At 59.0% G+C, this 21,227-nt stretch carries 15 protein-coding genes, 1 tRNA gene, 2 rRNA genes and 1 pseudogene (1 of these 19 only partly in view); 8 read left to right on the top strand and 11 right to left on the bottom strand.

Features of this window, described 5'->3' with window-relative positions:
* Nucleotides 1–69: 69 nt before the first annotated feature.
* The gene (locus tag AB2N04_RS06775) at nucleotides 70–1,008 is read left to right on the top strand and encodes a LysR family transcriptional regulator (RefSeq protein WP_367717843.1); all 939 of its coding nucleotides are present in this window, start codon (nucleotides 70–72) and stop codon (nucleotides 1,006–1,008) included.
* 4 nt (nucleotides 1,009–1,012) lie between these two features.
* Here the strand turns inward: AB2N04_RS06775 and AB2N04_RS06770 are convergent, their stop codons facing one another.
* The 8 genes and pseudogenes from AB2N04_RS06770 to AB2N04_RS06735 all read right to left on the bottom strand — a co-directional run bounded on the left by AB2N04_RS06770 (nucleotide 1,013) and on the right by AB2N04_RS06735 (nucleotide 10,031).
* Nucleotides 1,013–1,933, bottom strand: a complete 921-nt coding sequence (locus AB2N04_RS06770) for a mechanosensitive ion channel family protein (protein WP_367717842.1) — start codon at nucleotides 1,931–1,933, stop codon at nucleotides 1,013–1,015.
* A gap of 363 nt (nucleotides 1,934–2,296) precedes the next feature.
* Nucleotides 2,297–3,551, bottom strand: a pseudogene (locus AB2N04_RS06765) (D-amino acid dehydrogenase).
* Nucleotides 3,552–4,202: 651 nt separating this feature from the next.
* A complete protein-coding gene (locus AB2N04_RS06760; protein WP_367717840.1) occupies nucleotides 4,203–4,943 on the bottom strand; it encodes an ABC transporter ATP-binding protein in 741 nt (246 codons plus the stop codon).
* Nucleotides 4,940–5,800: an ABC transporter ATP-binding protein gene (locus AB2N04_RS06755; protein WP_367717839.1), complete on the bottom strand. Its 861-nt coding sequence runs from the start codon at nucleotides 5,798–5,800 to the stop codon at nucleotides 4,940–4,942. The genes AB2N04_RS06760 and AB2N04_RS06755 overlap by 4 nt, the downstream gene beginning before the upstream one ends.
* Nucleotides 5,797–6,699, bottom strand: coding sequence for an ABC transporter permease (locus AB2N04_RS06750; RefSeq protein WP_367717838.1), 903 nt, complete (start codon nucleotides 6,697–6,699; stop codon nucleotides 5,797–5,799). Before AB2N04_RS06750 ends, AB2N04_RS06755 begins: the two co-directional genes overlap by 4 nt.
* A complete protein-coding gene (locus AB2N04_RS06745; protein WP_367717837.1) occupies nucleotides 6,696–7,688 on the bottom strand; it encodes an ABC transporter permease in 993 nt (330 codons plus the stop codon). Before AB2N04_RS06745 ends, AB2N04_RS06750 begins: the two co-directional genes overlap by 4 nt.
* Nucleotides 7,689–7,811: 123 nt before the next feature.
* The gene (locus AB2N04_RS06740; RefSeq protein ID WP_367717835.1) at nucleotides 7,812–9,398 is read right to left on the bottom strand and encodes an ABC transporter substrate-binding protein; all 1,587 of its coding nucleotides are present in this window, start codon (nucleotides 9,396–9,398) and stop codon (nucleotides 7,812–7,814) included.
* Between the two features lie 48 nt (nucleotides 9,399–9,446).
* Complete coding sequence (locus AB2N04_RS06735; protein ID WP_367717834.1) at nucleotides 9,447–10,031, bottom strand: helix-turn-helix domain-containing protein; 585 nt, start codon at nucleotides 10,029–10,031, stop codon at nucleotides 9,447–9,449.
* A 284-nt stretch (nucleotides 10,032–10,315) separates the two neighbouring features.
* Between AB2N04_RS06735 and AB2N04_RS06730 the strand changes: the two genes are divergently transcribed.
* From AB2N04_RS06730 to AB2N04_RS06700, 7 genes are all read left to right on the top strand, one after another.
* Nucleotides 10,316–10,960: a helix-turn-helix domain-containing protein gene (locus tag AB2N04_RS06730; protein ID WP_367717833.1), complete on the top strand. Its 645-nt coding sequence runs from the start codon at nucleotides 10,316–10,318 to the stop codon at nucleotides 10,958–10,960.
* Nucleotides 10,961–11,075: 115 nt separating this feature from the next.
* Nucleotides 11,076–12,662 (top strand): ABC transporter substrate-binding protein, encoded by a 1,587-nt coding sequence (locus tag AB2N04_RS06725; protein ID WP_367717832.1) that lies wholly within the window; start codon nucleotides 11,076–11,078, stop codon nucleotides 12,660–12,662.
* Between the two features lie 55 nt (nucleotides 12,663–12,717).
* Entirely contained in the window at nucleotides 12,718–13,617 is a 900-nt protein-coding gene (locus AB2N04_RS06720) for an ABC transporter permease (RefSeq protein WP_367717830.1), read from the top strand.
* Nucleotides 13,618–13,656: 39 nt separating this feature from the next.
* Nucleotides 13,657–14,514: an ABC transporter permease gene (locus AB2N04_RS06715; RefSeq protein ID WP_367717829.1), complete on the top strand. Its 858-nt coding sequence runs from the start codon at nucleotides 13,657–13,659 to the stop codon at nucleotides 14,512–14,514.
* A gap of 16 nt (nucleotides 14,515–14,530) precedes the next feature.
* Entirely contained in the window at nucleotides 14,531–15,520 is a 990-nt protein-coding gene (locus AB2N04_RS06710) for an ABC transporter ATP-binding protein (protein WP_367717827.1), read from the top strand.
* The gene (locus AB2N04_RS06705; RefSeq protein ID WP_367717826.1) at nucleotides 15,517–16,515 is read left to right on the top strand and encodes an ABC transporter ATP-binding protein; all 999 of its coding nucleotides are present in this window, start codon (nucleotides 15,517–15,519) and stop codon (nucleotides 16,513–16,515) included. Before AB2N04_RS06710 ends, AB2N04_RS06705 begins: the two co-directional genes overlap by 4 nt.
* On the top strand, nucleotides 16,508–18,307 hold the full coding sequence (locus AB2N04_RS06700; RefSeq protein ID WP_367717824.1) for an aminopeptidase P family protein: 1,800 nt from the start codon (nucleotides 16,508–16,510) through the stop codon (nucleotides 18,305–18,307). Before AB2N04_RS06705 ends, AB2N04_RS06700 begins: the two co-directional genes overlap by 8 nt.
* Nucleotides 18,308–18,854: 547 nt before the next feature.
* On the opposite strand, the gene AB2N04_RS06695 is transcribed toward AB2N04_RS06700, so the two are convergent.
* The 3 genes from AB2N04_RS06695 to AB2N04_RS06685 form a co-directional block, all read right to left on the bottom strand.
* A tRNA-Met gene (locus tag AB2N04_RS06695) sits at nucleotides 18,855–18,931 on the bottom strand.
* 102 nt (nucleotides 18,932–19,033) lie between these two features.
* A 5S ribosomal RNA gene (gene rrf / locus AB2N04_RS06690) occupies nucleotides 19,034–19,148 on the bottom strand.
* Nucleotides 19,149–19,362: 214 nt separating this feature from the next.
* Nucleotides 19,363–21,227, bottom strand: a 23S ribosomal RNA gene (locus tag AB2N04_RS06685) (it continues 1,018 nt past the right edge of the window).

Genomic DNA, 21,227 nt, shown 5'->3' with positions numbered 1-21,227 from the left:
GGCAGGAAAAGCAATGCAATAATATGATAAAAATATCTCGATCTATGATTTTATTGCATAGGATAATATATGCGACTCGCCCTTCTGCAGACATTCCAGGCGATCATCGAAACCGGCACCACGCAAGGCGCCGCCAACAAGCTCGGTCTCTCCCAGTCGGCGGTGAGCCGACGCCTGACGCAACTGGAAGAAACCCTCAAGATTAAGCTGTTCCTGCGCGACAAGACACGTTTGATCCCGACCCGCGACAGTAGGATTCTGCAGGGCCAGATGCAGCTCCTCCTCCAGCGCAGCGAGAAACTTCTGACCCTTGCAGAGGAGCTGAGACAGGGAAATTCACCGGCCATCCGCCTGCGTCTCGCCTTTCCCGCCAGCCTCACTCTCTCCATTGTACCGGCGATCATCCGGGAATTTCTCGTCCAGTCGCCAATGGTTCAGGTGGAACTGCACAGCGGCTCGTATGACACGATCGAGAGAATGCTGCTTGATGAGCGCGCGGAACTGGGTTTTCTGCGAATGCCGGTGCAAAAAGGCGGCTTGGTGGAAACCCCGCTGGTCCAGGTCAACACAGTCTGCGTCCTGCCGCAGGACCATCCACTCGCCGTGGAAAGTGAAATAGACGTGCGCGATCTGGCCGATGAACCCTTGATCCTGCTTGGCCGGTTGCGGGCCCCGCGACATGAGATCGACACGCTGTTTTCACAATACCGTATCCGCCCGAATGTGCGGCTGGAAGCGCATTCGGTCCTGTCTGCCTGTGGCATGGCCGCCGCCGGTCTTGGAGTGACGCTGGTCAACGAGATGATGGCGCGCGACTATGCTCACATGCCCGTGGTCATTCGCAGGCTGAAGCAAAACATCACTCACCGCTTCGCGATGGCGCGGCCGGAGGAGGTCCCGTTGACGGATGCCGCACAGATCTTTCTCAATACGACCGTTTCATTTCTCGAACGTCACTTTTCCACCTTGCAGACCGGCCAGCTTTTCGATCACAGGGCCGAGACCTGACATTTCAGCCATTTCGGGTTGAACCAACCGGCACTACCCGGTCCCCGAGCAGCCGGAAACCGGGGGCCGGCAGTGTAAATCCACCCTCCCGGAGAGCAGCGTCGATCTGCGCAAAAATTGCGTCCCGACAATCCACGTCGTCGGCGAAGCTCGGGACCCAGAATCGAACGTGATAGCGAATGCCCTCCAGATCGTACGAAGCGACCCGCACATCGGGTTTTGGCACGTTCACAATTATCGGGGAACGCGCCGCGGCTTCCGTCAGAAGTTCGCGTGCATCGTTCACCGGGAGATCGTGACCAAGCACCACCTCAACCTGCGCCCGGTATTTGCGGTTCGGCGCGCTGTAATTGGTAAGCTTCTGCTGCGCAATCTGGCTGTTGGGAAGGATCACATAAGTATCATCACGGGTGAACAGACGCGTTGTTCGCCAGCCAATCTCTATCACCCGCCCTCTCGTCTGATCGTTGATCGAGACCCAGTCCCCTATGCGGTAGGGCGCCTCGATCCCGACAGCAATACCGGCAAACACATCTGCGAGCGTTCCCCGCAACGCGAAACCGAGAACCGCGATGATCAGCCCTGACCCGGCAATCGCACCACTCCAGCTCTGCCCGATTACCAGCATGATGGTGGCGATTGTTGCAGCAATGAATAGAGCGGCCGAAACCAGTTCAAGCAGAAGTTTGGGCACCTGACGCCGCCTGCGCCCTGCACGCTCCAGTGCCAGTCCCACAAACCGACCGCCCAACCATGCCGCTGAAAAATAGGCGACGCCCCCCGTCAAAACGCGGATCGGTTTGTGCGAAACATCCAGCCCAAACCACTCAATGACCTGAGGATGCAGCATGTATGACGCGACAGACGCAAACGTGCAAAGCGTCGGCACCAGAACGCGCATGATTTTTTCGCGATTTCGGCTCATATCCGAACCTCGCCAAACCGAATGCCGTCCTGCGTCAAGCGCGCCGGCAAGCGGTCAAAGCAAAACGACAATGCCTGCGATGAAAGAAAACCAAGACGCCCAGAATGGCGAACCAGTTGTTTGTCGAACACGTCTCTCTCCAGCACCGGACGTCAATCCTGCAAACGATACCCGGAGCGGCAGGGAGCCGATGCACTATATCAGCGCGACACCGCCCCGGGCTCCGCATGGCTTCGCGAAGTGGTCCTGCGTGTTGGAAAGGAAAGCAATCTGGACATGAACATCATATAGGAATTCGAACCAGCGCTTCAATCGGTGCAGGCTGCGTGTCAAACCCGCAGCCAGCCGGATAAAGCAGGAACCTCAGGTACCGTATCGGTCAGGTCCCAGAGCCGAAACATCGACCCCCGGCTTCCTGCCTGAGACGATATCCGTCAGAACCCGGGCGGAACCGCAGGCCATGGTCCAGCCAAGCGAGCCATGACCGGTGTTCACGAAGAGCCCTGCAACACGCGTCGAACCGATGACTGGCGGGCCATCGGGCGTCATCGGGCGAAGCCCGCTCCAGAACTCGGCGTTCTCCAGGCTACCCGCTTCAGGAAACAGGTCGCTCACCGAATGTTCCAGTGGCGCCCGTCGGGATGCGGGCACGGAGCGGTCGAAGCCGGCAATCTCCGCCGTCCCTCCCACACGAATGCGATTTCCAAGGCGCGTGATCGCGATTTTGTAGGTTTCGTCCATGACAGTCGAGATCGGAGCACGCGCCTCGTTTCGGATCGGCAGCGTCAGCGAATATCCCTTGACCGGGTAGACCGGAATGCGCACACCCAGCGGGGCCAGCAGACGAGGCGAATAGCTTCCCGCCGCGACAATGACCGCATCCGCGGCAATCAAACCAGCAGTCGTGGCTGCTCCAGTGACCTTTCCACCCTCACAGATCAACCCGTCGACCTGCACCCCGTATCGAAACTCGACTGACGATGAAGCGAGCGTGGCCAGCCGTTCGGTAAATGTACGGCAATCGCCCGTTTCATCCCCTGGAAGCCGAAGCCCTCCGACAAACTTTTCCGCCACCTGCGAGAGGGGCCGGCTCGGCGGCAATACAGCCAGCACGGTCGAGAACCTCAAAGCCAACGCCAAACCGCTTCAGCACATCCACGTCACCATCAACGCCATCGAGTTGCCGATTCTCGCGAAACAGCTGCAGCGTACCATTCGATCGCTCATCATAGGCGATGCCCGTCTCGCCACGCAGCTCACGCAGGCAGTCACGGCTGTATTCAGCCAGGGGAACCATGCGTGCCTTGTTGATCGCGTAGCGTCTGGAGGTGCAATTCAGGAGCATTTTGAGAAGCCAGGACCACATCGCCGGATCCGGCTTCGGGCGGATCACCAGGGGTCCGTGCTTCATCAACAGCCATTTCATCGCTTTGAGAGGAACACCGGGGCCCGCCCAGGGCGACGAATATCCGGGAGAGACCTCTCCTGCATTGGCATAGCTCGTTTCAAGTGCCGGGCCGCCTTTTCGGTCAACCACGGTCACATCGTGGCCTTCACGCGACAGGTACCATGCTGAGGTTACACCAATGACCCCGCTACCGATGATCAGGATCTTCATTTGCGCCCCCATCGGATCGCAAACGCAACTGCCGCATGCGCGCGGCGCTTAAGATGTTTTGTCATGATGCATCTCCACCGGGCCGACGGTGGCGGACCCGGAAATCAGAACCGAATTTCAGGTTTTTTGGGATTTCCGGCCCCCGGTCGACGGCCTTTCGGCCGCGCCAGGGCTAGATGCATGCGATAAGGCTTCCCGCGTGGTTCATGAACCGGAGGCGGGCCCTCGTCCAGAAATGGCGTGACAAGTTTGGAAACGGCACAATCATCACCAGCGAAAATAACCTCGGAATACTAGCGTTGCTCGCAGCTGGACGCAACCGGACAAGTCACGTAACGCTCCCTTTCCAATGGAGTTCAAAGCCGCGCGAGGTGTTCAAACACACGGCCACCGCTTCTGCCCCCGGATCGATATTCCCCTTGAGCTGTTGCACATCGATGCAGGCGGATCTGCCCGCCAGAGCCCGAGACATGGAAGCCGCCTCCTCCGCGTCCGCAGGAAGCCCTTCCGGGATGCCGGTGAGAGCTATGTTGGAGGAGCAGACAGGGCCTGCCGAACGAATGCGTCACATGCCGCTGACCGTTGAGTGCGCGCACGACATCAACGCACACCGGTTCCTGGAGGGATGGTGTACCACATATTGAGGACCGGTCAGTCTGCTGCCATTCCCTCAAGGGAAGACTGCACCAGCTCGGCCGAATATTCATGTTTCAGCTTGCGTTGCCGCAGGTCTTCCCGGCTCAGCACTTCTACCATCTGCGCATTGCGCATGATGGCGAGCCGGTCGCACATATAGGAAATGACCGCCAGGTCATGGCTCACCAGCAGGAACGTCAGATTGAGCTCGCGCCGCAGCCGGTTGAGCAGGTTGAGGATCTCTGCCTGAATTGAAACGTCGAGCGCCGAAGTCGGCTCGTCAAGCACGAGGAGACGTGGTTCCAGTGCCAGTGCACGGGCTATGGCCACTCTTTGTCTCTGCCCTCCAGAGAGTTCGTGTGGAAAACGGAACCGGAAGGATGGACCCAGCCCGATCATCTCCAGAAGTGCATCCGTGCGTGCCTCAATGTCGGACATCCCATGGAGCTTCATGGGTTCAGCGATGATCTGTCCAATGGCGAACCGGGGATGCAGCGAAGCGTAAGGATCCTGAAACACCATCTGTGCCAGCCTCGCAAACGCCTTGCGCCCCGTCTGACGAACCGGTTTCCCGTCGACGGTGATCACGCCACTCCAGTCGCTGTTCAACCCCATGATGGTTCTCAGAACGGTGGATTTTCCCGAGCCCGATTCCCCTACCAGACCGAACGCCTCTCCCTCGGCAACAGAAAAGCTGACATCGCGAACCGCCGTGACCGGTCCGAAACGAACCGTGAGATTTTCAACGCGGATCATGACTGCGCCTCCGAAGCAATCCAGCTTTCTTCACGCTGCAGTACCGGCAGCGGGTCGAGTGGTCCGTCGATGGACGGCAGGCAGGCAATCAGGCCGCGTGTATAAGGATGCTGTGCCCTGTGCAGATCGCCGGATGGGAGAGATTCCACGATGCGGCCGCGATACATGACGAGCACCCGGTCGCAGAAACTGCTGATCAGCTTCAGGTCATGGCTGATCAGGATGAGGCCCGCATTGCGGCGCGTCACCATCTCTTCCATGATTGAAAGAACCTGGTTTCGGACCGTCACGTCGAGTGCGGAAGTGGGTTCATCAGCCACCAGAATGTCCGGTTCCCGCGCCATCATCATGGCGATCATGACACGCTGCCCCATGCCACCGGAGACCTGGTGCGGATAAAGATCGAAGACCTGCTGAGGGTTGCGGATATGCACCGCTTCCAGCATGTCGACGGCCTTGTTCCGTGCGGCCAGTCTTCCAAGCGAAGGATCGCCGATGCGAATTGCCTCGACAATCTGCCGGCCGACCCGCAGCACCGGGTTGAGCGAAAATTTCGGGTCCTGAAGGATCATCCCCATCCTGCCGCCCCGCAGCCTCCTCTTCTCCGATGGCGAGGCGGTGAGCAGGTCTGTGTCGCGGAACTGCAGGCGATCGGCCGACACACGGGCATAGTCCGGAAGGACCCCCATGAGCGCGCGTGTTGAAAGGCTTTTTCCCGAGCCTGACTCACCGACAATGCCGAGTTTCTCCCGGCCTGCCGAAAACGTGACCCCCGCCACGGCTTCATGCTCCGTCCCGTCTTCACGCGGAAAGGATATTCGCAGGTTTTCCACCTGTACGAGCGGTGTCTCACTCATGCGCGTTGCCTCAGATGCGGGTCCAGCAGGTCGCGCATGGCATCTCCAAGGAGGTTGAAGCCAAGGCAGACGAGAAAAATGGCTATGCCGGGCATGGTCGCCACCCACCATTGATCGAAAATGAATTTTCTGCCGGTGGAGATCATGGCGCCCCATTCGGGCAGTGGAGGCTGCGCGCCAAGGCCGATGAAGCCGAGGCCGGCGGCAATCAGGATGATACCGGCCATATCCAGCGTCATGCGCACAATCACCGAGGACAGGCACATGGGAATGACGTGATAGGCGATGATATAGGGTTCGGAGGCGCCTGCCAGCCGCACCGCATTCACGTAGTCGGCATTGCGCAGGCTCAATGCTTCGGCGCGCGCCATTCGGGCATAGGGCGGCCAAGCCGTGAGCGTGATGGCCAGAATCGCATTGAAGATACCCGGCCCCAGCGCGGCAACGAAAGCGAGCGCGAGCAGCAGTTTCGGCACAGCCAGAAACACATCCGTCACCCGCATGAAAACCTTGTCCAGAAGCCCTCCACAGGTGCCGGATGCCGCGCCGATGATCAGGCCGATGGGCGCTGCAATCGCGACCACCTGCATCACGATGATAAGAGTGAGGCGGGAGCCGTAGAGAATGCGACTGTAGATGTCGCGACCAAGTTCATCTGCACCCAGCCAGAATTCTCCCCCCGGTGCGGACAGGCGATCCGGCAGTGAAGGCATATAGGGATCATGGGTTGCGAGCAGCGGGGCGAAGGCAGCGCACAAAAGCAAAAGCAGAATAATCGAAAGCCCCACCATGCCGGGGCCATTGCGGCGGAAGCGCCGCGCAAAACGCTTGAACTCTTCCAACCGCGCGGCCCGCAGCGCACGCCGGCTTTCAATCCTGTAGTCCAGAGAGGTCGTCATGCCAGCACCTCGCGAGCGCGCGGATCGAGTGCGGCATAGAGAAGATCGGAAACGGCATTCAGAAGAACGAAAACCACACCCACGAGAAATGTCCCGCCCAGCACCGCATTCATGTCGCCACGAAAGAGCGATGATGCAAGGTAGTTTCCGATGCCGGGCCAGGAGAAGATGGTTTCCACGAGCACAGAGCCTTCCAGCAGGGAGCCGTAGGAAAGCGCAATGATGGTGACGAGCGGGATGGCGGCATTGCGCAAGGCGTGACCGACCACCACCTGAAATTCGCTTGCCCCTTTCAGCCGCGCTGTCAGAACATATTCGCGGTTGAGCTGATCGAGCATGGTCGAGCGCGTCATCCGCGAAATGTAGGCAAGGCTGTAATAGGCAAGCAGCAGGGCCGGCAAGATGATGTGGCTGAACGCATTGCCGAAGATTTCCCATTCCCCGGCCAGAACGCTATCAATCAGGACCGAGCCGGTGACCGGAGAAACGATGCCCTGATGGAAAACGTCCAGCTGCCCGGGCCCCGATACCCAGTCGAGCTTGTAATAAAGGACAAAAAGTCCGACCAGCCCCAGCCAGAAGACGGGAACGGAATAGCCGACAAGTGCTATCGCCCGGATGAGATGGTCCGGCCACTTGTCGTGCCAGTACGCCGCGGCAACACCCGCTGGCACACCGAGCAGCGCCCCGATCACAAGTCCGATTGTGGAGAGCTCCAGCGTGGCGGGGAAAAAATCGAGCAGATCGTCCAGCACTGGCCTGTTGGTGACGAAGGACTGGCCAAAATCACCGCGAACGAGCCCTTCGAGATAGGTGAAAAACTGCACCACGATGGGCTTGTCGCGCCCAAGCTCCAGATAGACTTTCTCATAAACGTCCGGCGTCGCCTTTTCGCCGACGATCGCAAGTACCGGATCAATCGGCACGACACGGCCAATGACGAATGTCAGGGCCACAAGGCCGATCAGCGTGATTGCAATGGTGATCAACCATGAAGCTGCGCGCCGCAAGGTCGTGAAAACTGCGTAATTCAAGGAACGTCCACCCGCTCGCCTGCACCGGAGGGGTGCAGCGGCGAACCGTGTCCGCCACCGCGCCTTTCCTGTGTCGGCCTATTTCGAAACAGCCCAGTAGCGATCATCGGAGAAGGTGACACCAAGCACCAGCCCCTTGACCTTCGAGCTCACCGCCACACGACGCACCTCCTGAAACATGTAGAGGAAGGGCGAGGTATCCGTGTGAGACTTCTGGATCTCCTGATAGAGCTTTCTGCGCTTTTCCGTGTCCTGTTCGCGGACCGCCGCCATGGCCATGGAGGACAGATCTCCGGCATCCCAGCCAAAGCGATCGGCAAGGCTATCAGAGCCGTCTGGAGCATCCTCCCTGTTCACGACAAAGGCCTTGGCGTTGGAATGGGGATCGGGATAATCCGGCCCCCACAGACCGACCCAGATATCGAGATTGTGGTTGCGGTAACGGTCGAGCCACTGCTGACCGTCAACGACCTGGAGGTCGAGTTCGATGCCTGCCTGGGCCATGGTGGCCTGGACGGCCTGCGCGAAATCCGTGTAGGGCGGATTGTTCCAGACCACGGTTTCCAGCTTGAAACCGGTTGAGACGCCGGCTTCTGCAAGAAGCGCTTTCGCCTTTTCGACATCCAGCTTGTACGGGTTGTAGTCGAGTGCGCCCAGGAAGCCTTCGGGAACCAGCGTCTGGTGCACCTTCATCGTGCCCTGGCCGATGGTCTCGGCAATGCCCTGATAGTCAATGAGATATTTCATCGCCTCGACCACCCCGGGCTTGGCGAGATGCTCGTTGCGAACGTTGAGACCCATATAATAGATAGTTCCCGACGGCCCGTTGAGTGTCTGGATATCCGGGTTCTCGACGATGGCGTCGAAATCATCTGGCCCGAGCTTGTTGGCGATATCAATATCGCCCTTCTCCAGCAGCAGACGCTGTGAGGCGCTTTCGGAATTGTGCTGGATGAAGATGCGCTTCACGCCCGGCGCCTCACCCCAGTAATTCTCGTTGCGCGTCAGGAGAATGGATTGCTTGGGCTCCCATCTTGTCAGCACGAAGGGGCCGGAACCGGCGGAATTCTGCGTCTTGAGCCAGCCATTGCCAAAATCGCCATTGACCTCATGCTCCTTGACGAGCCTGGAATCGACAATGCCGCCTACATAGGATGACAGGCAGTACAGCAGGAAGCTTTGCGCATACGCATCATCGATCTCGATGACGAGGGTCTTTTCATCGATGGCCCTGATCCGTTCCTTCACGTTCTCCGGCGTGAAACCGAACTGCGTGATGATGAAGGCAGAGCGCGATTTCATCAGCACCACCCGCTGAAGCGAATACTCCGCATCATGGGCTGTAACGGGATTGCCGGAGGCAAATTTGGCGTCCGGGTTCATCGTAAAGGTGAAGGTCTTGCCATCGTCCGAGACAGTCCAGCTCTCGGCCAAAACACCCTTGATATTGGACGGGTCGCTGACATCGAAAGAGACCAGCGGCTGATAGATCTGATTGCTCGTCAGAACGCCACCCACTTCGGAAACCTCGCCGGGATCCAGGCTGATCACGTCATCAATGGCATCGGCCACGACGAGCGTGTCATCAGGCGTACGCGCCATCGTAGGCGCCAGGCTGGCCGACAGCGCGAAAGCCGCGGCCGCCAGTGTGTTGATGATCTTCATGTTCCTCCCTTTCGATCTCCTGCCGATCCTCCCAGACCGGCGATGGATTCATTTGAAAACTGGCAGGGTACCAACCCATAATTCTACCGCGGTGGTCTCTCCCACCGTCGAGGTGCGGTGCGGCTGATCTGACTGGAAATGCATGGAATCACCCTTGTGCAGCACATGGGTTTCATCGCCTATCTCATAGAGAACGCTGCCCTCCAGGATGAATACGAACTCCTCCCCGTCATTGCGCATCACCTCGGAAACGTGCCCCGGCTCGCGATGCACAAGACAGGCGTTGAGCTGCGCGCCGGGGAAACCACGCCCCATCAGCTCATACTTCCGGTTGGAGTCACCCAGTGTGAAGAACTCCCGCTCATTGTTGCGGGTCACCACACTCGGATGCCGCCATGGAGCGATGAAGGACGCGACACTCATTCCAAGCGCTTCGGCAATCTTGTGCAGTGAAGACAGCGATGGTGTTGAAACGCCCCGCTCCACCTGGGACAGAAATCCGATGGAGACCCCCACCTCGTCCGCCACCTCCTTAAGGGTCTTGTCCAGTGCGCGGCGACGCCTGCGGATGTCACGCCCGAGATCCGCCTTGCTTATCGGCGCGGAACCGGACGGTTCTTCTTCACTCCCCAATGCAATTCCCTCCCGGCCGACACGTTCACAGGTCAGATATCGAACTTCAATAATTTATGTATTAGTTCAATTTTTGAAGCAACACAAGCTCGATCCGGTCGCTGCGCCTGATCCGACCCAAGGTCAGGACTCCCTCACCCACCGAAGTTCCCCTGGGAGAACGCTACTAAAACATTTTTTAGTGACGGATCAAAGCACCCCCCTTACATTCGCTTCCTGCTCCCGGAGCAAAGCATATTTCCGTGCTATGTCTCTGCGAGGTGACGCAATTTCAGGGACCGATAATGCCAAGCAAGAAAACACCCCTCTCAAACCAATCCTCGTCCGACCGATCGGTCTCCACACCTCCCGACACCTCTCCCACCATCGGTTCCACGATTCGCAAACGTCGCAAGGCATTGGGAAAGACACTGAGCGAGGTGGCGCAGTCCGCGGAACTGACGATAGGATTCATCTCTCAGGTGGAGCGCAACATCAGCTCGCCTTCGGTCAGCTCCCTCATGGCGATCGCTACCGCGCTCGATACAAGTGTTGAAGAACTGGTGCGGGTGAAGGAAGAGTTTCGCGAATACATTCCAGCGAACAGACGCCAGACCTATGCGATCGGCGCCGATAATCGTCTCTATGAGAGGTTGGGGCCGGGCTTTTCCGGCGCCCTTTTCTACCCGCTGATCGTTCACCGCCCACCCGGACATGAATCGGAACATATGTGCCATCCGGGCGAGGTTTTCTGCTATCTGATGGCGGGCGAGATGGAGTACCATCTCGATGGCGAGATCTTCCGGATGTCCGCCGGCGACACGATCCATCACAACACCGAAAAGCCGCATTTCTCCCGCGTTACGGGCGACATCGAAACCACCGAGCTTTGGGTCAGCACCACGCCCAGCCGAGCGCTATCAAGCAGCCTTGGTGCTTTTTCACGATAGGCTCAAACCGGCCGTTCGTGAAATTTGAGTGCCTGCTAAAAAAGATTTTAGTAATAGCAAAATATGTTGTATTGGTTCCCTCATTCGATGCCAAATCGATCTGGGAGGAACAGACATGCATCACACACTCAAAGCGGCAACGGCACTTGTCGTTGCCGGCCTGGCCACATCGGCACTTGCGCAGGAACGTGGCGGAACGCTGAACTTCGCCCGATATGACGGATCGAACCTGATCGACCCGATCTATGCCGACAGGAATCCCGATATCTGGATGGTGGGCAGTCTTTTCGACACGCTGTTGCGCCCAAGCGTCGATGGAACCGGGGTGGAGCCCGGCCTTGCGGAGAGCCACACGGTTTCCGACGACGGCAAGACCGTGACACTGACCCTGCGCGAGGGGCTCACCTTCTCGGACGGTACGCCTCTGACCGGCGATGATGTGGTCTTTTCGCTTGATCGCGCGCGCAACCCGGATTTGGGCCCTTGGGCCAATCTGCTTGGCACCATTGAAAGCGTTTCCGCCGATGGGCGCGAGGTGACGGTGACACTCACGACACCCGACCCGACGATCCTCTCAATGCTTGCGACCTTCACCACCGGCATTGTCTCGAAAGCGGCATTCGAGGCAGCCGAAGGTGAAACAGATCAGGAGAAATCCGCCGCGATTTTCGCGGCCGGAGGCCCTGGTGTCGGCTCCGGTCCCTTCTATCTGTGCGGCTTCCAGCAGGGCACATCGATGGATTTCTGCGCCAATGAACATTATTGGCGCATTGGTGCGGACGGCAAAGCTCTTCCCTATCTTGAGCGTGTCCACTTCGAGATCATTCCCGACGATGCCACCCGCATTCTAAAGCTGCAGGCGGGCGAGATCGACATTGCCGAATTCATTCCCTTTTCGCGGGTTGGCGAACTGGAAGCCGATCCGAAAATAGACATGAACCTCTTCCCATCAACACGCATCATCTATTCGCCGATCAACACCCGCGAGACCCGTGCCGATGGCAGCGCCAACCCGCTCGCCGACAAGCGCGTGCGGCAGGCCCTGAACTATGCCACCAACAAGGAAGCCTTGATCGGACTGGTGCTGCAGGGTGCCGGCAAGCCCATGACCTCGCCTCTGATGGCTGCGGCCACCCCGCTCGCCGTCGATATGGACCCGCTCTATGGCTATGACATGGAAAAGGCCAAGGCGCTGATCGAAGAGGCGGGTCTTGAAACCGGAACGGAGATTGCCTTTACCACACTGGCAGGTTCCGCCGATGACAGCACGATCTTCGCAGCCCTTCAGCAGATGTGGTCACCGCTGGGAATCAAGCTGGAAGTCGAGCAGGTGGACGGCCCGACCCGCGGCGCGAAAAACCGCTCAGGTGAATACGACATCCACACCTATGGCTGGGTCAATGATGTGAACGACCCCAGTCAGGTGGTCAGCTGGCTGGGCTATACGCCCACGGCCAATGCAGTGGGCACTGGCTGGAAGAACGACGCGTTCAACGCGCTGTTTGAGGCTTCCGCAACCGAGATCGATCCGGAAAAACGCGCCGAACAATATGCACGCATGCAGGAGATCTATGCTGAGGAAGCACCACTGCTCTTCATGTATGAGACGCCCTTTGCGGTGGCCGTCTCCGCCAAGGTCGATGGCTATATCCAGACACCACTTGGCAACAACGTCTTCGACGAAGTGTCCATAAGCCGCTGAGCCCTTTGAGCCGCCGCCGGTTTCTGCCGGCGGCGGCGCGATCCGTGAGGACCCGATGGCCCTTCTCCAATACATAGTGAACCGTCTCATCCTGATGATTCCGACCTTCCTTCTGGTCATGATCATCATCTTCCTTCTGGTGCGCCTTTTGCCCGGCGACCCGGCGATTGCCATTGCCGGCGACCGTGCCTCGGACGCCGACCTTGCCGCCATCCGCGAGCGTCTGGGGCTCAACGAGCCATTGCTCATGCAGTTCTGGCTGTTCCTGACCAACACGCTGAAAGGGGATCTGGGCACCTCCATCCTGATGCGCGCGCCAGTCATCGACGTCATCATGAACCGGCTGCCGACCACGGTTTTCCTCACCGTCTATGCGGTTTTCCTGTCGCTGATCATCGCCGGCCCGCTCGCCTTCGTGGCGGCGCTCAACCGTGGTCGCTGGCCCGACACGGCCATTCGCAGCGCCTTTCAGGTGGGCCTGTCGATGCCGGTCTTCTATATAGGCCTCATTCTTCTGACCTTCCTCGCGGCCCAGCTTCGCTGGTTTCCCGTTGGCGGCTATGGCGAGACCTTTTCCGCCCAGCTCTACCACCTCTTTCTTCCGGCCATTGCCGTCGCGCTCTACACATCGGCCATCATCATGCGCAATCTGCGCTCGGCCGTCATCGAAGTGCTGGATGCAGAATATGTGCAGTTCTCCCGCGCCAAGGGCCTGCCTGTGCGCCTCATCCTTGGCCGGCATGTGCTGCGCAATGCGCTGATCTCCACCATCACGCTGGTGGGGCTTTCCATCGGAAACATGATGAGCGGAACCCTCGTCACGGAAACGGTCTTTGCCGTTCCCGGCGTGGGCCGACTGATGCTGGAGGCCATTTTCGCCCGCGACTACCCCCCTGATCCAGGGCCTGACACTGACCTTCGCGGTGCTGGTCTCCCTGGTGTTTCTCCTCACTGACCTGTGCCAGAGCGCACTCGATCCGAGGATAAGACTGACATGACTGACACTGCCGTCTCTGCCCCGACGGGTCGTGAGACCCGGCTGCGCATCGCCTTGCGCAAACCCGGCTTCCTTCTGGGCATCGCCATCATCGGGTTCTCCATCATCCTTGCAGTGTTTCCGCAGGCCTTCGCGCCCTACGATCCCAATTTCATTGATTACAACGCGGTCAAACAGCCACCCAGCAGCGCCCATCCCTTCGGCACCGACATGCTGGGCCGCGACAGTCTGAGCCGCGTCATCTCTGCCTATTCGGTCAATATGCAGATGGCTTTTCTGGCCACGGTCTTCGCCATGCTGATCGGCGTCGTGGTTGGCGCATTGGTGGGCTATTATCGCGGCATCGCCGACATGATTTTCGGCCGGCTTGTGGATGCGATCATCACCTTCCCGTTTCTCGTTCTGGTGATCGCGGTGGTTGCCGTTCTGGGGCCGGGCCTCACCAACATGTACATCGCCATCACACTGGTTGGCTGGGTCTATTATGCGCGGCTGATGCGCGCGGAAGTCATCGCCCAGATGGGCAATGACTACGCGGCGGCGGGTATCGTCATGGGCTATTCGGACCGGCGTATCATATTCCGCCACCTGTTGCCCAATGCCATCACGCCGGTGGTCGTCTACTGGATGACGGATATGGCGCTCGCCATTCTGCTTGGCTCATCGCTCGGCTATCTGGGCCTTGGCGCGCAACCGCCGCAGGCCGAATGGGGTGTGCTGATCGCAGAAGGGCGAAATTTCATCACAACCGCCTGGTGGCTCAGCCTGATGCCGGGCATCGCCATCGTCCTCACGGGTCTGGGCTTCTCGCTCATCGGCGACGGGCTGGCCGACCTTCTGCGCCCGCGCGGTTGAGGGAATAGAGAGCACAATGAACACGCAGACCATTCTCGATGTGAAAGGCCTCAGCACCACCTTTGCCCGAGGCAGCTCCGCTTTGAAGGCAGTGCGGGATGTGAGCTTCTCGGTGCGAGAGGGCGAGGTTCTTGGCCTTGTGGGTGAAAGCGGCTCGGGCAAGAGCGTCACGCTGCGTTCCTTGCTTGGCCTGTCGCGCCGCTACGGCAAGGTCAGCGGCGAGGTTCGCTGGATGGGGCAGGACATATTGAGCCTGCCCGAGCGCAAAATGCGCCCGATCCGGGGTGGGGAGATCGCCATGATCTTTCAGGAGCCCATGACCTCGCTCAATCCCCTTTTGACCGTCGGTGTTCAGCTCACCGAAACGCTCAAGGCGCATACGGATCTCGGTCGGGCTGCGCGCCGTAACCGCGCCATCGAGATGCTCGACCATGTGGGCATACCCGATCCCGCCTCGCGTCTCGATGCCTATCCGCATCAGTTCTCAGGCGGCATGCGCCAGCGTGTGATGATCGCCATTGCGCTGGCGGCCGAGCCGAAACTGCTTCTGGCAGACGAGCCGACAACCGCCCTTGATGTCACCATTCAGGCACAAATCCTCGATCTTATCCTGTCCTTGGCCGATGAGATGAATATGGGAGTCATACTCGTCACCCATGATCTCGGTGTCGTCGCACAAACCTGCGAGAATGTGGCGGTGATGTATGCCGGGCGCATTGTCGAACAGGGACCGGTGCGTCAGGTTCTGCGCACGCCGCGACACCCTTATACGGAGGGGCTGATGCGCTCGGTGCCGCAGGATGTGCCACCCCGCACCCAGCTTTACTCGGTCCCCGGTACCCCGCCGGGTCTGGACGCCCTGCCAATGGGCTGCGCCTTCGCGCCGCGCTGCCAGAATGTGAAAGATATCTGCCGCAGCGAACGCCCGCCTCTGGATGCCGTTTCGGAGCACCGTCTGGCCGCGTGCTTCAATCCCGTTTGCCAAAGCATGGAGGCCTCCCGATGAGCGAAACCGTGATGCAGATCCGCGATCTGGGATTGGAGTTTTCCACTCCCCGCACGCTTGTCGATGTGATCCGCCGCCGTCCGGCGCGGGTGGTGCGCGCACTGAACGGGGTAAGCCTCGCCCTTGAGAAGGGTGAAACGCTCGGCGTCGTCGGAGAGTCGGGATGCGGGAAATCGACACTGGCCCGCTGCATTGTGCGGCTCTACAAGCCGCAACATGGCGGCATTCAGTATCGTGGCGAGGACATTTTTGCATCTGAAAGCAAACACGACCGCGATTACAATCGCCGTGTCCAGATGATGTTTCAGGACCCCTATTCCTCTCTCAATCCGCGCATGTCCGCCGGGCAGATATTGGAAGAAGCGCTGCGCGTCCACGGCATGCGTTCCGAGAAAGAGATCCCGGCGCGCGTTGCCGAGCTGCTTGATCTGGTGCGCCTGCCGCAGAATGCGGCGGCCAAGCTGCCTCACGAGTTCTCCGGCGGTCAGCGCCAGCGCATCGCCATCGCCCGCGCTCTGGCCGTGGAACCGGAAGTGCTCATCGCTGACGAACTCGTTTCTGCGCTCGATGTCTCGGTTCAGGCGCAGGTGGTCAATCTGCTTCTCTCCTTGCAGGAAGAGCTTGACCTGACCATTCTGTTCGTCGCCCATGACCTCAGACTGGTGCGCCATGTTTCCAACCGGGTCGCCGTCATCTATCTGGGACGCATCGTGGAGATCGGCGACAGCGAAACGCTCTTCGCCAGCCCTTCACATCCCTATTCGCAGGCGCTCCTGAGCGCCGCGCCCTCCCTCGATCCGGATGAGAAGGGAAACGCCATACGGCTTGAAGGCGAATTGCCGTCACCGCTCAATGTGCCGCCGGGCTGCCCCTTCCATGTGCGCTGCCCGCACGCCACTGAAATTTGCAGAAAGGACGTACCCGCATTGCGCTCGATCGAGGGGCGCGGCGAGGTCGCCTGCCATCATGCCGAAGAGGTCAAAACCCATGCTTGATACCACCCGCCGCGGCACTGCCGAAATCATTTCCGCCCTGCGCGAGGAAATGTCTGAAAGAGGGCTCGATGCATTTCTCCTGCCGCGCTTCGATGCCCATCAGGGAGAATATGTGGCGCCGCACGATCAGCGCCTTGCCTATGTGACCGGTTTCTCAGGCTCGGCTGGCATGGCGATCGTCACGGCGAAGACCGTCGCGCTCTTTGTCGACGGTCGCTATCAGGTGCAGGTGCGCAATGAGTGCGCTGGTCCGCTGTTTTCCCACCACCATATTTTCAATGAGCCGCCGGAATGCTGGCTGGCGGAAAATGCGCAGCCGGCCTGGCGTGTCGGCTATGACGCCATGCATCTGCCGCCAAGCTGGTTCGACCGTTTTGCACGCGCCTGCGACACGGTCGAGGCAGTCCTCTTGGCCCAGGACACAAATCCCGTCGACGCCATCTGGCCGGATCAGCCGCCCCTACCCATGGGGCGGATCAGTGCTTTTCCGCTTCAGTATTCGGGGCGCACCAGCAAAGAAAAATCACTTGAACTCGCGGCAGACCTGAAGCGGGAGAGTGCCGATTTCATCGTCGATACGCAGCCCGACAACATCGCCTGGCTCTTGAACGTGCGGGGCTCGGATGTCGCCTTCAACCCCATGCCGCATTCCTTCATTCTGGCAGGACGCGATGGCAGGGTGGTCTGGTTCGTTGCAGACAAAAAGCTGGACGTTTCCTTGCGGGAGAGCATCCCCGATCATGTCGGCCTCCAGCCGTTCGAGGCATTCCTGCCGGAACTGGAAACCCGCATCGCAGCAGGCCAGCGCGTGATGATCGACCCCGAATTCTCCCCGGTTGCAGTGCGCCAGACACTGGAGAAGATTGGTGCGGAGATCCTGCCCCGAAAGGGCCTCATCACGCTGGCAAAAGCCGTAAAGAACGTGACGGAGTTGCAGGGCATACGCAATTGTCATCTGGACGATGGCGTTGCCTGGACGGAGTTTCACGCATGGCTGTCCGCCACTGTGCCGTCGCGTGCGAAAGCGGGCAATCCCGTCAGCGAGCGCGAAGCGGAAGAGAAAATTCTGGAACTGCGGCAGGCGCGTCCCGGTTTCATCAGCGAGAGCTTCAACTCGATCTCCGCTGCCGCAGGCAATGCCGCCATGTGCCACTATGCGACGAGCCCTGAGCGCAACGCCCCCATTCTACCGGAGAACCCCTATCTGCTCGATAGCGGCGGGCAATACGAAACGGGCACGACCGACGCCACGAGAAGCTATGCTTTCGGGCCCCGGCCCGAAGGATATGACCGCGCCTACACCGCTGTCTACAAGGCCTTTCATGCATTGATGACGCTGCGCTTCCCAAAAGGCACGCAGGGCCATCACATCGATGCGATCTGCCGACGCCCCTTGTGGGATCTGGGTCTGGATTATGATCACGGTACGGGCCACGGCGTGGGGCACCAGCTTTCGGTGCACGAGCAGCCTCAGCGCATCGGCAAACCATACAATCCCGTGGACCTGAAACCCGGAATGGTCCTGTCGATCGAGCCCGGCTATTATGAGGCAGGAGCGTTCGGGATCCGCATCGAGAACCTTGTCGAGATTGTCGAAGAGAACGACGGCTTTCTGGCCTTTCGGAACCTGACATTCGCGCCCATTGAGACGCGGATGCTGTTGGTTGACAAACTGACCGCGCAGGAGCGCCAGTGGATCAATGCCTATCACGAAGAGCTGCGCAAAACCTTTTCGCCACATCTGAGCCCGGCCACACGGAGATGGCTAGACGCTGCAACAGCCGACATTTGATCGCCGCGTGCTTGCGACATCCGTTCATCCGGAGCACCGCCGCTGCCCGCTTCCGGTTGCCGGGGCCAATTCTCCCACGAGCATGGAGTTTCACGCCCCTCTCGTCAGTCGCGGGGTGGATTGCGGTCGTCGGCCGTGCCCTCGCGGCCTGGATGGCGCGCGATTGCCCCTTTCGTGTGACAGAAACGTACATAACACTCTCCTGTGGATTGCGTGCCCGCGCGAAAATGGAGGATTGGCATAAGGACTACAACAATTGTCTGCCCGCACAGCGCAATCGGCAACAAGCCGCCGATATCGCTGACGAAAGGCTCGCCGGCGCCTTCTGCCGCATGTGCCACACACCCCGGATGTTTCGATTCAGGGCGATCCAAAAAAGGGGTGCACGTCACGTTGAGGAACAGGCTGGCCGCAAATGGGGACCATTTCAGGGGATGATGTCAGTCACGCGTTCAGGCAAAGTGTTGCCGTGGCGTTGCGGCGTCAAGAAAGACGCCTTGGCGCCGGGCGCGGCTCGATTCTAAATAGCTGATATTTTTGGTATATTTGGTTGCGGGGGCAGGATTTGAACCTGCGACCTTCAGGTTATGAGCCTGACGAGCTACCGGGCTGCTCCACCCCGCGTCAACGTTTTTGCGTTGTTTTGCCTGTTTTCATGACAAAAGGCCGCTTTTGCGGCCTTTTTGTTTTGTTTTTGTGTCGAGAAGCTTTCCATGCGTTTTGCAGACCTGGCAGCGACCTACTCTCCCGTGTCTTAAGACAAAGTACCATCGGCGCTGGGGCGTTTCACGGCCGTGTTCGGAATGGGAACGGGTGCAGCCGCCCCGCCATAACCACCAGGTCGGCGAAACGCATGTAATCGAGAAGCTGGTTGACCTTTCGGTCATTGATTTATCTGGCTCCGGGCGAAGCCCACAAGGCCAGAATACAGGCAAAGCCTGCAAGGGCCGACTGGCCGTCGGCGCTCATGCGCCGCGCCCGCGCAGCGGTTTGCAAGGCAAACCCGCGTGAGCGCTCAAGATGAGCATAAGCCCAGATGAGCATAAGCAATGAGAATGATTCAAGCCGATCGAGTTATTAGTACCGGTAAGCTCCATGCGTTGCCGCACTTCCACACCCGGCCTATCAACGTGGTGGTCTCCCACGACTCTCAGGGAATACTCGTTTTCAGGTCGGTTTCCCGCTTAGATGCCTTCAGCGGTTATCCGTTCCGTATATAGCTACCCTGCTATGCGGCTGGCGCCACAACAGGTCCACCAGAGATACGTCCATCCCGGTCCTCTCGTACTAGGGACAGATCCTGTCAATATTCCTACACCCACGGCAGATAGGGACCGAACTGTCTCACGACGTTCTGAACCCAACTCACGTACCGCTTTAAATGGCGAACAGCCATACCCTTGGGACCTGCTCCAGCCCCAGGATGCGATGAGTCGACATCGAGGTGCCAAACAACCCCGTCGATATGGACTCTTGGGGGTCATCAGCCTGTTATCCCCGGCGTACCTTTTATCCGTTGAGCGATGGCCCTTCCACGCGGGACCACCGGATCACTATGACCGACTTTCGTCTCTGCTCGACTTGTCAGTCTCGCAGTCAGGCAGGCTTATGCCATTGCACTCAGCGAACGATTTCCGACCGTTCTGAGCCCACCATCGCGCGCCTCCGTTACTCTTTAGGAGGCGACCGCCCCAGTCAAACTACCCACCATACACTGTCCCGGATCCGGATAACGGACCGCGGTTAGACATCCATGTAGATAAGGGTGGTATTTCAAGGATGGCTCCACGCGAGCTGGCGCCCACGCTTCAAAGCCTACCACCTATCCTACACATGCCGACACGAATGCCAGTGTAAAGCTATAGTAAAGGTGCACGGGGTCTTTCCGTCTAACCGCAGGAACCCCGCATCTTCACGGGGAATTCAATTTCACTGAGTCTCTGCTGGAGACAGCGGGGAAGTCGTTACGCCATTCGTGCAGGTCGGAACTTACCCGACAAGGAATTTCGCTACCTTAGGACCGTTATAGTTACGGCCGCCGTTTACCGGGGCTTCAATTCAGAGCTTGCACTCCTCCTCTTAACCTTCCGGCACCGGGCAGGCGTCAGACCCTATACGTCGTCTTGCGACTTCGCAGAGCCCTGTGTTTTTGATAAACAGTCGCTACCCCCTGGTCTGTGCCACCCCCATCCGGTTGCCCGAACAAGGGTCACGCTTATCCCGAAGTTACGCGTGCATTTTGCCGAGTTCCTTCAGCAGAGTTCTCTCAAGCGCCTTGGTATACTCTACCAGTCCACCTGTGTCGGTTTCGGGTACGGTCTATATGGAGGAGCTATTTCCTGGGACCACATGGCTGCCTCTCCAATCCAATAAGGAAAGACAACGTCCGCAATCCGTCACTACCTCCAGGCCCACGAATATTAACGTGGTTCCCATCGACTACGCCTTTCGGCCTCGCCTTAGGGGCCGGCTAACCCTGCTCAGATTAACTTTAAGCAGGAACCCTTGGACTTTCGGCGAGGGGGTCTCTCACCCCCTTTATCGTTACTCATGTCAGCATTCGCACTTCCGATACCTCCAGGAGCCCTCACGGGTCTCCCTTCATCAGCCTACGGAACGCTCCGCTACCGCTCACCTTGCGGTGAACCCAAAGCTTCGGTGTATGGCTTTAGCCCCGGTACATTTTCGGCGCAAAACCCCTTAATTAGACCAGTGAGCTGTTACGCTTTCTTTAAATGATGGCTGCTTCTAAGCCAACATCCTGGTTGTTTTGGGAGTCTCACATCCTTTCCCACTTAGCCATAACTTGGGGACCTTAGCTGTTGGTCAGGGTTGTTTCCCTCTCCACGACGGACGTTAGCACCCGCCGTGTGTCTGCCGACCACTACTCCTCGGTATTCGGAGTTTGGTTAGGTTTGGT

The organism is Nitratireductor sp. GISD-1A_MAKvit, from assembly GCF_040819555.1.
Classification (GTDB): Bacteria; Pseudomonadota; Alphaproteobacteria; order Rhizobiales; family Rhizobiaceae; genus Nitratireductor.
Note: the sequence above shows the minus strand (reverse complement) of the source record. Positions and strands in the feature narration are given on the sequence as shown.

What these genes read in the sequence shown, in the direction of transcription:
- AB2N04_RS06775 (WP_367717843.1), top strand. Translation starts at nt 70, where the DNA reads ATGCGACTCGCCCTTCTGCAGACATTCCAGGCGATCATCGAAACCGGC.
- AB2N04_RS06770 (WP_367717842.1), bottom strand. Translation starts at nt 1,933, where the DNA reads ATGAGCCGAAATCGCGAAAAAATCATGCGCGTTCTGGTGCCGACGCTT.
- AB2N04_RS06760 (WP_367717840.1), bottom strand. Translation starts at nt 4,943, where the DNA reads ATGATCCGCGTTGAAAATCTCACGGTTCGTTTCGGACCGGTCACGGCG.
- AB2N04_RS06755 (WP_367717839.1), bottom strand. Translation starts at nt 5,800, where the DNA reads ATGAGTGAGACACCGCTCGTACAGGTGGAAAACCTGCGAATATCCTTT.
- AB2N04_RS06750 (WP_367717838.1), bottom strand. Translation starts at nt 6,699, where the DNA reads ATGACGACCTCTCTGGACTACAGGATTGAAAGCCGGCGTGCGCTGCGG.
- AB2N04_RS06740 (WP_367717835.1), bottom strand. Translation starts at nt 9,398, where the DNA reads ATGAAGATCATCAACACACTGGCGGCCGCGGCTTTCGCGCTGTCGGCC.
- AB2N04_RS06730 (WP_367717833.1), top strand. Translation starts at nt 10,316, where the DNA reads ATGCCAAGCAAGAAAACACCCCTCTCAAACCAATCCTCGTCCGACCGA.
- AB2N04_RS06725 (WP_367717832.1), top strand. Translation starts at nt 11,076, where the DNA reads ATGCATCACACACTCAAAGCGGCAACGGCACTTGTCGTTGCCGGCCTG.
- AB2N04_RS06720 (WP_367717830.1), top strand. Translation starts at nt 12,718, where the DNA reads ATGGCCCTTCTCCAATACATAGTGAACCGTCTCATCCTGATGATTCCG.
- AB2N04_RS06715 (WP_367717829.1), top strand. Translation starts at nt 13,657, where the DNA reads ATGACTGACACTGCCGTCTCTGCCCCGACGGGTCGTGAGACCCGGCTG.
- AB2N04_RS06710 (WP_367717827.1), top strand. Translation starts at nt 14,531, where the DNA reads ATGAACACGCAGACCATTCTCGATGTGAAAGGCCTCAGCACCACCTTT.
- AB2N04_RS06705 (WP_367717826.1), top strand. Translation starts at nt 15,517, where the DNA reads ATGAGCGAAACCGTGATGCAGATCCGCGATCTGGGATTGGAGTTTTCC.
- AB2N04_RS06700 (WP_367717824.1), top strand. Translation starts at nt 16,508, where the DNA reads ATGCTTGATACCACCCGCCGCGGCACTGCCGAAATCATTTCCGCCCTG.